Annotated in this window: 17 protein-coding genes; 15 read left to right on the top strand and 2 right to left on the bottom strand. The window is 45.5% G+C overall.

Annotated features, from left to right (window positions below; all coding sequences use genetic code 11):
• The first annotated feature begins 5 nt into the window (after positions 1 to 5).
• The 12 genes from JIG40_RS05015 to JIG40_RS04960 all read left to right on the top strand — a co-directional run bounded on the left by JIG40_RS05015 (position 6) and on the right by JIG40_RS04960 (position 9588).
• Entirely contained in the window at positions 6 to 353 is a 348-nt protein-coding gene (locus JIG40_RS05015) for a dTDP-glucose pyrophosphorylase (RefSeq protein WP_158125741.1), read from the top strand.
• Positions 350 to 1219, top strand: a complete 870-nt coding sequence (locus tag JIG40_RS05010; RefSeq protein WP_199464890.1) for a baseplate J/gp47 family protein — start codon at positions 350 to 352, stop codon at positions 1217 to 1219. The genes JIG40_RS05015 and JIG40_RS05010 overlap by 4 nt, the downstream gene beginning before the upstream one ends.
• Positions 1219 to 1866, top strand: coding sequence for a phage tail protein I (locus tag JIG40_RS05005; RefSeq protein WP_042483718.1), 648 nt, complete (start codon positions 1219 to 1221; stop codon positions 1864 to 1866). The genes JIG40_RS05010 and JIG40_RS05005 overlap by 1 nt, the downstream gene beginning before the upstream one ends.
• Complete coding sequence (locus JIG40_RS05000) at positions 1863 to 3080, top strand: phage tail protein (protein ID WP_199464889.1); 1218 nt, start codon at positions 1863 to 1865, stop codon at positions 3078 to 3080. Before JIG40_RS05005 ends, JIG40_RS05000 begins: the two co-directional genes overlap by 4 nt.
• Positions 3077 to 3637, top strand: coding sequence for a hypothetical protein (locus JIG40_RS04995; protein ID WP_199464888.1), 561 nt, complete (start codon positions 3077 to 3079; stop codon positions 3635 to 3637). Before JIG40_RS05000 ends, JIG40_RS04995 begins: the two co-directional genes overlap by 4 nt.
• Before the next feature lie 88 nt (positions 3638 to 3725).
• Positions 3726 to 4886 (top strand): phage tail sheath C-terminal domain-containing protein, encoded by a 1161-nt coding sequence (locus tag JIG40_RS04990; protein WP_199464887.1) that lies wholly within the window; start codon positions 3726 to 3728, stop codon positions 4884 to 4886.
• Positions 4887 to 4895: 9 nt separating this feature from the next.
• Positions 4896 to 5408 (top strand): phage major tail tube protein, encoded by a 513-nt coding sequence (locus JIG40_RS04985; RefSeq protein ID WP_199464886.1) that lies wholly within the window; start codon positions 4896 to 4898, stop codon positions 5406 to 5408.
• Positions 5409 to 5416: 8 nt separating this feature from the next.
• Complete coding sequence (locus tag JIG40_RS04980; protein ID WP_199464885.1) at positions 5417 to 5773, top strand: phage tail assembly protein; 357 nt, start codon at positions 5417 to 5419, stop codon at positions 5771 to 5773.
• A 76-nt stretch (positions 5774 to 5849) separates the two neighbouring features.
• The gene (locus tag JIG40_RS04975) at positions 5850 to 7979 is read left to right on the top strand and encodes a phage tail tape measure protein (protein ID WP_199464884.1); all 2130 of its coding nucleotides are present in this window, start codon (positions 5850 to 5852) and stop codon (positions 7977 to 7979) included.
• Between the two features lie 9 nt (positions 7980 to 7988).
• Complete coding sequence (locus tag JIG40_RS04970) at positions 7989 to 8381, top strand: phage tail protein (RefSeq protein WP_020432407.1); 393 nt, start codon at positions 7989 to 7991, stop codon at positions 8379 to 8381.
• Positions 8382 to 8383: 2 nt separating this feature from the next.
• Positions 8384 to 8590, top strand: a complete 207-nt coding sequence (locus tag JIG40_RS04965; protein WP_199464883.1) for a tail protein X — start codon at positions 8384 to 8386, stop codon at positions 8588 to 8590.
• A complete protein-coding gene (locus JIG40_RS04960; protein ID WP_199464882.1) occupies positions 8581 to 9588 on the top strand; it encodes a contractile injection system protein, VgrG/Pvc8 family in 1008 nt (335 codons plus the stop codon). The genes JIG40_RS04965 and JIG40_RS04960 overlap by 10 nt, the downstream gene beginning before the upstream one ends.
• Positions 9589 to 9607: 19 nt before the next feature.
• Here JIG40_RS04960 and JIG40_RS04955 read toward each other — a convergent pair whose 3' ends face one another.
• Together JIG40_RS04955 and JIG40_RS04950 are read right to left on the bottom strand one after the other, a co-directional pair.
• Positions 9608 to 10567 carry a hypothetical protein gene (locus tag JIG40_RS04955; protein ID WP_158125255.1) on the bottom strand — a complete coding sequence of 320 codons (960 nt, stop codon included), beginning with the start codon at positions 10565 to 10567 and terminating at the stop codon, positions 9608 to 9610.
• A 262-nt stretch (positions 10568 to 10829) separates the two neighbouring features.
• Entirely contained in the window at positions 10830 to 11654 is an 825-nt protein-coding gene (locus JIG40_RS04950; protein WP_199464881.1) for a transcriptional regulator, read from the bottom strand.
• A 200-nt stretch (positions 11655 to 11854) separates the two neighbouring features.
• On the opposite strand from JIG40_RS04950, the gene JIG40_RS04945 reads away from it, so the two are divergent.
• The 3 genes from JIG40_RS04945 (at position 11855) to JIG40_RS04935 (ending at position 13451) form a co-directional block, all read left to right on the top strand.
• Positions 11855 to 12040: a hypothetical protein gene (locus tag JIG40_RS04945; protein ID WP_020432401.1), complete on the top strand. Its 186-nt coding sequence runs from the start codon at positions 11855 to 11857 to the stop codon at positions 12038 to 12040.
• Positions 12041 to 12238: 198 nt separating this feature from the next.
• The gene (locus JIG40_RS04940) at positions 12239 to 12721 is read left to right on the top strand and encodes a phage regulatory CII family protein (RefSeq protein WP_020432400.1); all 483 of its coding nucleotides are present in this window, start codon (positions 12239 to 12241) and stop codon (positions 12719 to 12721) included.
• Positions 12722 to 12749: 28 nt separating this feature from the next.
• Positions 12750 to 13451, top strand: a complete 702-nt coding sequence (locus JIG40_RS04935) for a tyrosine-type recombinase/integrase (RefSeq protein WP_199464880.1) — start codon at positions 12750 to 12752, stop codon at positions 13449 to 13451.
• The last annotated feature ends 209 nt before the right edge of the window (positions 13452 to 13660 follow it).

Genomic DNA, 13660 nt, shown 5'->3' with positions numbered 1-13660 from the left:
GAATGATGGCCACAGGAATTAATGAAAATACCGGCTTACTGATAACCGATGCAGCAGAACGTAAGCAACGTCTGAATCGTTGTTTTAAAACTCGCAGAGGTTCTTTACCGCTTAACCGTGCTTATGGTTCAAATTTGCCTGAAAGAGTGGATAGAAATATCACGCCCGATTTAGCTATCGATATTTATGCCGACGTGGCCGACGCTATCGCTCACCCTCCAAACGGATTCACTGACGAGCTAAAACTAGTGAAAACTTGGCTAGAGTACGGAGAAAATGAAGTGACGTTATCTGTGGAAGTTGAGCTACTTTTTGACGGCTCCATCGAAGAGATTTCGGGGTTAAGCTTGTGAACCAGATTGAAATATCACAACTACCACCACCTGAAATTGTGCAGCAGTTGGATGCGTCTATTCCTCGTGACCGCATGTTGGCTCGTTTTGCTGAGCTTATGGATACCAATGTACCTAAAGCGGGGGATCCGCTTTACTTTGCGTTTTCGGCAATGGGGGAAGAAGTCACACGAGCTCGCCAAGAGTTCCAGGATATTTCATTAGAAAACATGGTGGCCTACGCAACAGGCAACAACTTGCAACGCTTAGCGGATTGGCGCCCAGTAGAAAAATTCGATACCGAAACGGATGATGAGTTTCGCCGTCGAGTTCAAATGGCTCCAGAAAGTTTCTCAACCGCAGGCCCTGATGGCGCTTATATTTTCCATGCCTTAGCTGCAGATGAAGATGTTCAGGATGCATACCCTGATAGCCCAGACGGTTTCATCGTCGATTTATACATACTTAGCAGAACGGGTGATGGCACAGCACCACAAGCTTTGCTTGATAAGGTAAACAGCTATGTTAGCAAGGACAACCTAAGACCGTTGAACGATAAGCTCACGGTTAAATCGGCAGTCATTAAACCTTATGTGATTGAAGTTGAGCTTACGTTGCCGAATGGACCAGGTGAAAGTGAAACTATCACCCAAGCAACCAAACGACTACAGAGTTTAGTCACTGAAACACACGTTTTGGGTGGGCAAGTTTCTCTGTCTTTGATTAACGCTGCAGCTCACGTTCAAAGTGAAGGCTCAGATTCCAATGTGAGTTTTCAGCCCGTCATCGATGTCAATATTCTTCAACCAGCAGCTTCAGTGCTGTGTGCTATGACAGAAGCACCTTACTGCACTGAGATCATCGTTACTCAGGCAGGTGCTGTGTAATGGCATCGGTATTCGTTAGCAAGTTGCCTCCATCTGCTTCAAAGATGGAACGAGTCATGGAGCAAGTGTTCTGGGAAGAACTGGCTCTTATTGAACGCGACATTCGCAACTTTTACGACCCATATCAGTGCCGAGTAGATTTACTCCCGTATTTAGCCTGGGAAATGAGCGTTGACTATTGGGATGAGAATTGGAGCGAGCAAACCAAGCGCGATGTTATTGCTGCTTCTAACCCGATTCACACCACAAAAGGGACTCGTTACGCTCTGGATAAAAGCATCGAATCTATTCGAGATGATGGTTTGAGTGTCACAGAATGGTTCGATGACGAAGCGAACTTAGCCCCTGGTTTTTTCCGAGTTAACTTGGAGGCTCGTAATTCCGATATCGACGAAAACACGGTACCGCAAATCTATACGGCAGTGAATAACGCCAAAAATACCCGCTCTCACTTAGAGAGTATTTCTATTACCAGTCAAATCCAGAATCCTATCAATATTGGTGTATTGAGCCGAATGGGCTTAGCGATTCGCTCTGGCCCATGGCGAACCGAAAACATTGTTAGCTCAGTTAACGTTGAGCATGTCAGTTTTGTTCGCCTTGGTATGATCATTCGATCTGGCGCATTACCCTTGGAGTTAGAATGAGTATTCCAGAATCTGCGCTGAACTATGGTTCAATTCTCACCTTGCTAGGTGAAAATGCAGAAGTTAACGGGAAACTGAATAATAAGTCGATTACCTTTACTCATATTGCGATTGGTGATGGTAACGACCAGTATGTTCAACCTTCTCGAACTCAAACGACATTGGTCAATGAAATTACTCGCATCCCAGTTACGGGGATGGAGAAAATTGAACCATCAGAAGAGGGCGGTATCCCTCAGTTAAAAGTTTGGGCAAAAATTCCAGATAATGTCGTTGATGTCGCTGTGCGGGAGTTTGCAGCGATTGCGGTTTATGATGGCAATTCCTATCTCCATGCTGTTGGCAACTCGGTTCGTATTCCAATTCTGTCCGGTGTCAACAATGGCGGAGAAGTGAATGATATCTACATTGAGATGACGTTCGCTGTTACATCACTCGATCCTATTATCATGATTGACCCAACGATCGTGACGGCAACACGTAAATATGTGGATGATAAGGACAAGGCACATACTGATGCCACAGACCCACACACCCAGTACCCGCTATCTTCAAAAGCCCAAGGTTTAGAATACGACCCTAACCGAACTTACTACTGTGGTGACACCTGTTACACCCGAGTAGCAGATAGAACTTATCAGTGGGAAGCCTACAGCTTAGAGCCGTTCAGTGGTAAAGACCCAAGCGATCCATTAAACCGCCGCGTCGGCTGGACAGATGTGACTAAGCCATTCTACTGGAAACCGAACACTTCCAAAGTGCCAGGTGAAACTATGGCGTGGGATAACGATGCAATTCCAGAAAACATGGTACTTGGTATTGGTCAGCAATTACCTGTAGCGGTATTTCACTCACTGGCTACTGCAAAGCCTGAATGGATTGATGAAACAGACAATACATTAATCAATATTCCAGACCGACAAGGGCGTTTTGTTCGTGCGGCTGATGGTACAAATTGGTTGGCTGGTGAAACGCATGAAGATGGGATTCGTAATATAAGCGGGGTGATAGGAAATTTGCAGCTTTACCCTGGTCTGACTAGTGCTGGAGTTTTTACTAGTACATTTGTTACTGAAACTAGTGGTATCAATCAAGCTGCGCCAGGAACTGGTGTTGGAACTATCAACGCCACGTTCTCTGCTTCTAATGTCGTCCCAACTACCGACGAAAACCAGCCTCGGGCATACATTGAATGGGTAGGATACGCACTATGATTGACTTTTATTACACCTATAACAAAGAGACTCTGGTTGTTAATCAGAAAGGTATCTCTACAACACTTCGTCAGGCACTTCCTGAATACCCTCGTGATGCATTGCTGATTAAACCTCTACCAGATAAAGAAGGTTTAGTGGTTCGTGTTTGTAAGTTTGAAAACGGACGACCAACCGCTACCGAGTACGTTGCCGACCACCGTGGTAAAACCATCTACAACACAGCTAAACCGCTTGAATCAAAACAGGTGAAAGACTTGGGTGATATTGAAGACGGTTGGACACTCACCAAACCATCACACCAATACGTAACTTGGAGCGATGAACTAGCCGATTGGCAAGTAGACACTCAAGCTAAATATGAAGCCGAAGTTCAGCAAGTCACCAACACTCGCGAAAGCCTCTATGTGCAGATCGTTGATCGTCTTAACAACGAAGCGAAGATGATTCGCCGTGTTGAAGGGGATGAAACCAAAGCGGCGGAATACGAAGCGCAGGCGGATGCGGCCTACCTGAAAATTCGTGCTGATAACCCTTGGCCTGAACTGCCAGTTTAAATAACCCCTCCTTTTCACGTCTTTAACCCATAAACTTAAGAAAACAGTGCCGCTGAAGGTGAGTTTCTAACAACAAAGGAACTACACCATGACCTTTAAACATGGCATCTTTGGAGTAACCGACAACAGTGGTGTGCGACCAATGCAAATGGCCGACACGTCTTTTGCTGTTGTTGTGGGTACCGCTCCAGACGCAGATGCAGAAACTTATCCTCTAAACAAACCCGTTCTTGTGGCAGGTAACATTCACAAAATCGCTAAGCTCGATATGGTGGGTAACAACGCTGGCACACTGCCGGATGCACTCGAAGCAGTCTACGACCAAAAACGCTGTGCTATTGCGATTATTCGCGTTGAAGAAGGCGTGGATGCTGCGGCTACCATCCTCAATATCATTGGTGGTGTCGACCCAGTAACGGGAGCAAAGTCAGGCATTGAAGCCATTCTTGATGTGCAATCCATTACGGGTAAACGTCCTCGTTTATTGCATGTGCCTGATTTCTTAAAAGAACAATCAGTACTGACCAAGTTACTACCCATCGCCACTCGATTGCGCTGCAAAGTGTTTGGTGAATGTCCGGGAACCACTTACGAAGAAGCAGTTGCTTATCGTCAGTTGTGGGGTGACAAACGCTTAGAGTTATTCTGGCCACGCATGAAAAATGCGGAAGGTCGTTTGGTTCCGATGAGCTCGTACATGCTTGGTTTGGAAATCCAAAAAGACCAGGACCCGAACTACGGCTACAGCGCCTCAATCTCCAACCTAAAAATCAACGGTACGTTGGGCACTGAAATTCCAATTGATTATGCAGATGGTGATACCAACTGCATGGCGCACTTACTGAACGAAAACCAAATCACCACCGTGATTCTCGATGACGGCTACCGTTCTTGGGGCAACTTGAGCTGTAGTGATGATCCTAAATGGCAGTTCAATTCGCATGTGCGTGTCAACGACATGATTCTGGACATGATCACAACCAGCCTTAAGTGGGCGCGTGACCGTAAAATCCTGCGCACTTTTGTAGAAGATGTAACTGATTCCGTTCAGCAAGGCCTTGATGGTGAAATTCGTGGTGGTCATCTATACGGCGCAACCGCATGGGCCGACCCAGATTTAAACCCGCCGGAATCCATCATTGCGGGTAATTTCTATCTGGATTACGACTTCACTCCTCCTGGTATCGCTCAAAACATCACGGTCACCAGCCACTTTATTAACGATTACGCCGACGTAATCTTCGAGTAAGGAATTCCCATGGAACGCAGACCACCAAAAGTGCTCGCCGATTATGCCTGGTATCAGGACGGCGTTGGCTTACTTGGCTTAGTGTCAAAAGTAAAACTGCCTGCTTTAAACCGAGCGGTGGAAGAATACATTGCTGGCGGTATGGCTGGTTCAATCAAAATCGATATGGCTGCGGTTGAACCGGAAGATATCGAAATCACCATCGCAGAACTGAATGCAGAAACCATTGCTATGTATGGCTTAACCAATGGCTATGAAAAGCCGTTTGTTTTCCGTTCCGCGCTGCAAGGTCAAAATGGTGTTGAAAGTTTTACAGTTAAAGCAACAGGTCGAGTTTACGGCTTGGATATGGGTGAGATTGAACGTAAAAAACTCTCTGAGATGAATTGCAAAATCACCTGGAACACTTACACCATTCTTTCTAACGGAGTTGAGCTAGTACACATCGATATTCTTGGCGGTATCGAGCGCGTAGGTGGCGTAGACCTGCGCGCTGGTATCAACAAAGCATTGGGTATTTAGGAGTAACCATGTATCAACCAATTAAAATCGCTCTGCAGGTACCACAGAAGCTCGACGGTCAGGAACAAACGGTTTTAACCATGCGACCGCCAACAACCAACGATGTCATTCTGGCGCAGAAGAACAGCCGTTTTGTGCATCAGGGTGAAGTTCATGATGATAACGCAGAGCATGAAGCGCACTTGTTTGCCAACCTGACGAACACGACCCGCGAGTTCATTGGTAGCTTAGCGCAATATGACTACTTGCAACTGCAAAAGGCGTATGACTGTTTTTTGTTACCACTCCCGAGACATGCCGCTCAGTCTGCATTGCTATTTCCAAGTTCTGTGGCGGAATCTCACTCGAAGAGCTCCGACGATTAACCATAGCGGAATTGTTCGACTGGCTCACTGAGTGCAAAAAGCTCAGTGAGTTGAAAGATGAAAAAGAGGACTAACAATGGCAGACAACAAAGCATCTGTCGGGATTGGTATAGAAGCTCGGGTTGACAGGTCTGTCTCCCGAGCTTTTGACGATCTAGAGCGCCAGAATCAGCGCCTGGGCAAAAGCAATCAACGACTAAAAAACGAGACCACTAAGCTCGGTAGAGAAAACCAACGTACTGGCAGAGCCGTTACTCGTACTGGTAATGGCTTCATCAATGCGGGTAAGAAGGTTCGCAAATACACCCAAGACATTGGTGCCGCAATTAAGAAGAGCGATCTCATGCGGCGCAGTGTCGAAAAGATGGATGAAGGCCTTGATAGCATCGGCAACAAGTGGACTGCACTAGCGACGGGCGCTGCAGGGACAGGTTCAGCCGTTGCGGTTATGGGCTTAGAAGAACGCTATGAACGCTTAGGTATTCAGGCGGGCAAAACCAAAGATGAAATGGCGACGCTGCGAGCCGAGATGTTTGCCACTTCTCAGCAAGCAGATGTTCGTGTAGACCAAAGCGAAATGCTTTCCGCAGTCGAAAAGATTGTAGAGAAAACCGGTAATCTCAAATTCGCTCAGGAGAATATGGCCAACATTGGTCGCGTTATGCAGGCGACAGGTGCCGCGGGTATCGATGTTGGTGAAATGTTTGCCGATATGTCGCAAAAGTTCGGGCTGAAGAATAGCGAAGATGTGCTTTCTGCGATCGATACGTTAGTTGTCCAAGGTAAAGCCGGTGCATTCACATTGCAGAACTTGGCGGCTGAAGGTGCTTCTGTATCTGCAGCTTATGCTGCCATGGGAAGAACAGGGCCAAAAGCCGTTCAAGAAATGGGTGCCATGCTGCAGATCTCCCGTATGGGTTCCGGTTCTGCAGCTGAAGCGGCCAGTGCGATGGAATCTGTTCTGGCAGACATCACTTCCAACTATGAAGACATCGAGAAGCTTGGCATCGAAGTGTTTGATGAAGAAGCACTAGCGCGAGGAGAAAAGAAATTCCGCGACCTGCCTTCAATCGTCAAAGAGATCATGGAAGCCACAAATTCCGACATTACCGAATACAGCCAACTGTTTGGTGATGAAGCCATGCGTTTTATGAAAGTGCTCTCTAGTGAGGACGGAAAAGCCTCGTTCGATTCTTTCTTGTCTATCAGTGGTGATGGTACTGCCGTTCTGCAGGACTCTGCTCGAGCAGCTCAAACCGCGAACGCAGCCATGATGACATTGAAAACCGCATGGATGAGCTTCGCCGATGAAAAACTGGCAGAGCCGATCGCAGACCTTGCCGATGCAATCAACAGCATCGAACCTGAAAACCTCAATAAGGCATTAACCGGTGCAACAGCATTAGCGGGAACACTTGGCGCAGTATGGGCAGGGCGCAAAGCGTACAAAATGGGTAAAAGCGTGGTTGATTTTGTGCGTGGTCCCAAAGGTGGCGGTGCAGGTGTACCAGGTTTACCAAGCGGTGAAGTGTCTAATGTTTATGTTACCAACATGCCATCAGGTGGCTTTGGCGGAGGAATGGAAGGAGGAAGAACGCGCAAGCGCGGTAAACCACGTACTCGTTCTATGCCTGGAAGAACGCTTGGTAAGTTGGGCGGTTTAACTCGTAAGCTGCCTTATATCGGCGCGGCTCTTGGCGCTCTCGATATTGGTTCAACGCTGATGAATGATTCACTCTCAAGCAAAGAGAAATCTCAGCAGGTAGGTGGAACCGTAGGAAGCATGGGTGGCGCTATGGCTGGCGCGTCTCTTGGTGCTGCAATGGGTTCGTTTGTGCCTGTTATTGGTACCGCTATCGGCGGTATAGCAGGTGCATTAATTGGTGGTATGGGTGGTGATTCACTAGGCAGTTGGATTGGTGGTCTGTTCGGTTCAGATAGATCCAAACCCGGTGACGCAGTGAAAAAAGGTAATGCGCAAAGTGCTCTCCAATTAACTCAAACAGCAAATAGCACGGCAAGAACGCTCAACAGTTCGTCAAATAGCAATGCACCGGCACAGATAAACTTCAACCCTGTTTTCCATGTTCAAGGCAACGCCAGCGATGATCAAATCGATAAGCTAGAGAAGATGGTTGTTCGCGTGGCCAAGCAGATGGAGAAACTGAATGTGGGCGGTCGCAATGTACGCTTTGCAGATTCATAAGGAGAACCCATGGCAGATGTAATGATGGCACTGGGTGAATATCGCTTCAGTATCGATACCGCCGCTCTGCAAAGCATTAGTGAAACCTACGCTTGGCGCTGGGCTGATAAGAATTTGGCTGGTCGAAAACCCCGTTCACAATTCATCGGTGGTGACTTGGCCACACTGCGTTTTGAAGGAACCATTTATCCGCATTTCAGAGGTGGCTTAGGGCAAACCGATAAGATGAAAGCGGAAGGGGACAAAGGCAAGCCGCTGCGCATGATTGATGGTTTAGGTCGAGACTGGGGCTTATGGACAATGCGAACGCTGGAAGTCAACAAAACCAAGCTCTTCACCAAAGGCGTGGCGCGTAAAATCGAATTCACCATCGAGATCAAAGAGTATCCAGATAAGGAATAGCCATGACCAAGTACATCACAAAAGAAGGTGACCAAATCGATGACATCGCATACCGCTATTACGACGGTATGCCAGGAGCATATGAAGCTGTACTAAAAGCCAACCGTGGGCTTTCGGCATTGCCACATCCATTAGCGGCTGGCGTAGAAATAGAACTGCCTCCTCTCGAGCAACCGGCACAAGAAGAAGAGATCAGCTTATGGGATTGAACAACTACAAAATCGTCGCTAACGGTAAAGACATAACTCCAACCATTCGCGATTTCTTTGTTCGTCTGGTTATCAATGATGCCGCGGGTATCGATAGCGATAGCTTCGAACTGGTACTGGCCGACGATGGTAAAATAGCGTTCCCACGTAATGAAGCCACCATGCAAATCTACACAGGGAAAGATGATAAACACTTGGTGTTCAGGGGTAGTTACACCGTTAACTCGGTAAAATTGCGCAGCCCTGAAAAACAAATTGTGCTCTCTGGCGATGCTGCGAACCTAGGCGGCAGTTTTAAAACTCAGCGTGATTACACCTGGCAAACCACCACACTGAAAACGCTGGTTGAAACCGTGGCACAACGTAACGGATTAACGCCTTCGGTGTCTGCAGAATATGCCAATACCACAATTGAACACTACATTCAGGCAGGCCAAAGCGATGCCGATTTGGTTACCGAACTGGCTACCGAGCATGGCGCCACTATGAAAGTGGCAAATAAAAAACTCGTCTTTTTTCCTCGTGGAGATAACCAAAGCGTAAGCGGTAAAACCTTACCTGCGGTAGCAGTGCATTTAACCGATGAGACCGAAGCAGAAATCACTCTGGAAGGAACCGGAAAGTTTCAGGCGGTAGAAGCATACTGGCAAGCTGTAGCCGAAGGGCAAAAACAAGCGGTGCGGGTTGGGGAAAGTTCTGGAAAAGTGAAGAAGCTCAGCAAGGTGTATCCAACACAGGCGGCAGCGAAAGCAGCTGCTCAGTCTGCTTTGTATCGAGAGCAGTGTGGTGATTACAAACTCACCTTAGATGAAATGCCATTTGTCTCTGGCATACAGGCCGAGCGCAACATTCTGCTTTCCGGACACACCAGAAAAGAGTTCAACACCTACTGGATGTGCCAAAGCGTAAGGGAAGTACTGGATGAGAACGGGCATGTATTAAGTGGCGAGTTTGTTATCCCCAAACAGGATGTTGGGGATATACCGAGGCTGGGGTAGGTAATGGTTAAGTTGCCATCTATTGAGATAACCTGAACTCTCTTCCTCCGACTTCTTCTCTAATCGTTGCTTCAAATTCACTAACATATTGAGTCGGAGATTTAATCGTTTCGGAAGGATTATTTACACTGATTAACTCAACTATTGTTTTTCGACTGGTGCGATTAGTTGTTGTTAACAGAAGAAGGTTCAAGTTATCTGTAGTGATAAACGATTGATATTCAGTGATTGATTCAGTTATGTCTTTGCGTAGCAGCTCTAGACTGGAAAACGTTTCAGCCCACTTTTTAAGCTTCTGTAAGTTCTTATCTGAGGTTGAGTCTATTTGAGTAAAGGCTGTTTTTATACCACTAAGTTTTTCGTAGTAACTTGCAATTTTTTTGCGGTCTATAAAACCAGCGTTTTTTATATTACCAATGTTCTGTGTAACCCACGAGGTGTAAGTTTTATTTGTTTCTTTGTCAGTTTCGACGTATTTGATGTCAATGGATACACTGTAATTTTTGGTTTTCTCAGCAATTTCTAAGAAACGGGACACTTCATTTGGCAGGCTATTGAGCATATTGGTTTGTAGCAACCGAATTGTTTTTACACTTTTATGTAATTCGTCTACTTCTTTTTCAATATCAGCTCGTTGAGCTAAGAATTTATCAATAATACCGTTGTATCTGATTAATTCTAACTCTCTATTTATACGGTTCCTTTCCGCAATGAAATTATTATCAGCTTTAAAATATTTTTTAGCACAGAAGCCTCCGATAAGAACTTCATCACCAGCAGTGGTTACACCTAGCCACCCTTTGTTGTGTGGATGTCCACATTTACCACCATTTTTTTCAACCTGGCATATGACTTGATCATCAAAATCATATGCTCCGATAAGTTTAGAAAAATTAGTAATTGTAACAAAGGCATCTGGGTTATATGCCTCACGGTTCTCTACTTCAAAATAATGAGAAAAAGATTTTACCTGATCCATTTAGTCTCCTTTCCTTAGCCTTTACACCCATAGAATCAAATTAGCCTTATTGATTTTACGATGTGCGCAACAAGTATTATATCAATACCAGTGCGTAAGGTCTTGCTTTCAATCTATAAATTTATAATACTGTACATGCATACAGCATTGTTCGCGGAGTAAGAATGGAACAGGTTCGAGATACAGAAAAAGAAACGCCAGAGCAGATAGTACTTGCTCTGGCGTTGGAAAAATTAGCTTGTATTGCTCGTTCTAAAGAGTTTCAGTCCTTGAGTACATCAAAAGAAGTTTCTATGGCTGAAGATATTTCTTCTTCAGATAAACCAAGCTTCTCCGCTTGACGGTAAACAGCAGTAATAACACGAGCTTTTTGGTCTGCGCTTAAATTTTGCTTACTTTCTTCTTCACATTGCTCTACCAGTTTTACGACTGAACGCATCAAGTCTGTTGCTATTGGTACCGCATAGCTAGTTCCTTCGCCCATGTATACTCGTGGGCAGTACTGGATTTGTTCAGGAACGACAACTCTGCTGGAAAAGTTGATTAGATGTGAGTCTTCATGAACAAGAAGCGAATAGGTTCCTAGGAGACCTTCTGCAATTTGGTCCAAAACGTCACCAGCTAGCATTTCTGCCAAATATATTTCTCTTTCACTAAAGCTAGCCTTAAGAACGCTCGCTAGTTCCTCGCTTCCGGGACCAACGAGTACTTGGCATATAGTGTAATCATACCATTTGTCCTTAGATTCATACTGTCCTGGTAGTGATAGAACCAGTACTGTACGAGCTCCTAAGTTACATACGTAAACCTTCCAATCTTCGTCCATAAGCAGCTGATCAACAGTGTCGGTCAGTCTTTCTGCTGACTGAATGTAATCAACACTATATGGGCTGCCACTTCCAGACAGTAACCAGTTGAGATTTACATTTTCAACACGACGAATGATGTTGAGTATTTCTGGACCAGGAATTCTTCCACCAAAAATTGAAGAAATAGACCCGCCAGTGAAACCCAGCGACTTTCCCCAAGGTGTTTGTTTTCTGTCACCTAGAACTAAATTGAGGCGCTCAACAAAAGAATTGGTCATATTTTCGGTTTTCCGGTCTTGTGTGAAACTAAAAAGTGATCTAATATCGTCTACATTGAATACAGTTAAACTAAAAAGTGACTTAATTATACAATGTATACACTATAACAACATGCTATCACGGCTCTTGCAGCCTAAAAAGTGATTTGATTATAGGTTTTTAGTTCAACACAAACGACGTAGGAAGGAGGTTGCTAGCTATGAGCAAACGAAAATCAGATGACAGTGTCATCAGTACCCGAGATCAGGACCTAAAAAATCGTCTACAGCGAATTGTAGAAATTGAAGATCGCAATATCGCACAAATGGTTCGGATTATGTTGCGTAAAGCTATTGAAGAAAAAGAGAAGGAGCTTGGTTTAGCACCTTTGGAAAAGGTGGCTTGATATGTTCGTAAATAATAAAAAACCGCTTACCAACGGCAATCAGTAAGCGGCCAGAGGTCTGTTAAAACAGTCATCTGTAGGGACTCAGAGCGAGGGTGCAACCTCTATGCTCACGGCTCAAACACCATTTCATCCTTACCGTAGATTGTAGCGCAGCCTTCTGAAAAACAAAACGTATTCGTTTATCAGGAGATTACGATGACATCAGTTATTGAAGCGGCTCTTACCTGTGAATTCCCTCAGGTAGTGAATGCCAGCTACAGCACGTTAAAACAATTCAACAACACTGCAGAACTTGAACGTCTGCTGGGTAAGCGCCCGGGCGTTCTTCCTAATGAGATCAACCCAAATCAACATGGCCACAAGTTTGGGCTGTTTGATGCTTTACGCCTTATGAAGCTAACGGGAGACATTCAAATCCTCCGCTCTATCGCTTCCGAACTTGGCTACTCGCTTTATTTCCTCGGTGATTATTCCGGCATTTCTGATGTTGAGCTGCTGAACAGTTATAGCCAATGGCATGCCGAAATCGGCGATGTAAACCGCGCTATTGCTGAAGCATTAGAAGACGGTGATATCGAACAACATGAATTCGAAAGAATTGAACGTGAATTACGTGAAACGTTTACGGCTGCTTTGGCGCTGTTAGAACGTCTTCGTGCACTAGTTGTAGTGAATTAAGTAACGGCGAAGCCAACGGAGGTATGCCATGAATACTTTATCAACTCAAAATCTAAGTTCTTCAATCAATCTGTTTCTGCACTACTTCACTGAGCAGGAAGAGAAAAAGTTATTCAAAACGGTGAAGGAAACACAGGGCATTTATGCGAAGAGGGATTACTACTGGATGCTACTGATGCGTGAAACTGCGATTCGTTTAGGAGTGTTAGCTGGCCCAGATGCAGGTAAGGCACAACGTCACGATTTGCCTATGGTTGGGCTAACGGTTGGTGACGCTGAACGTAGTTTGCAAGAAGGCTATTTGGTTTACGACAGCATGAACGCTAAGAACCTTAAGAAGCACCCGATCGCTTTAAACAAGTCCGCAACCAGAGCGTTAAGACACTTACTTAAAATTCATAAAGAAATGAGCGAAGGCATCGATTGGGAAACGCCACGATTAGACCGTCCTCTTTTTCTTAGCCGAAACAATCAGGCGATGAGCCGCCGTTCTTTCCAACACCGTTTTACACAATGGTGCCGACTTGCCGAAGTACCTGCAGGTACACCGCACTGGTTACGCCACTCATGGGCAAAACGCTATCTAGAACGCACAACGTCACCAGATGCGCTGCGCAGAGTTCAAGCGGTGCTTGGACACACGAACTTATCTACAACCTCGATCTATACGACTCCTGACCGTGAGTCTCTGGATTCAGCGATGAGAGAGGCAAGCACATGTTTTCGATAGAAAGAGCGTTAGTTCCATATTTTAAGCAGCAAAGTGCAGAGTCTTTAGTTCGTGGTGATGCCGTCAACATTGAAGGTCATGCGTTCTGGTTGGTTGAGAAATGTGAAGAGCAGGGAGCAAATATGGTTGTGAAATGCTTGGGTATAGAACCTCTGCTGATTAGTAAAGACAGAGTCGTTTCAGTTCGCTCGTATCGATAAGGGGATAAG

It is taken from the genome of Vibrio sp. bablab_jr001, assembly GCF_016464285.1.
GTDB lineage: Bacteria > Pseudomonadota > Gammaproteobacteria > Enterobacterales > Vibrionaceae > Vibrio > Vibrio fluvialis.
This window is presented reverse-complemented; position numbering and strand designations above follow the sequence as displayed.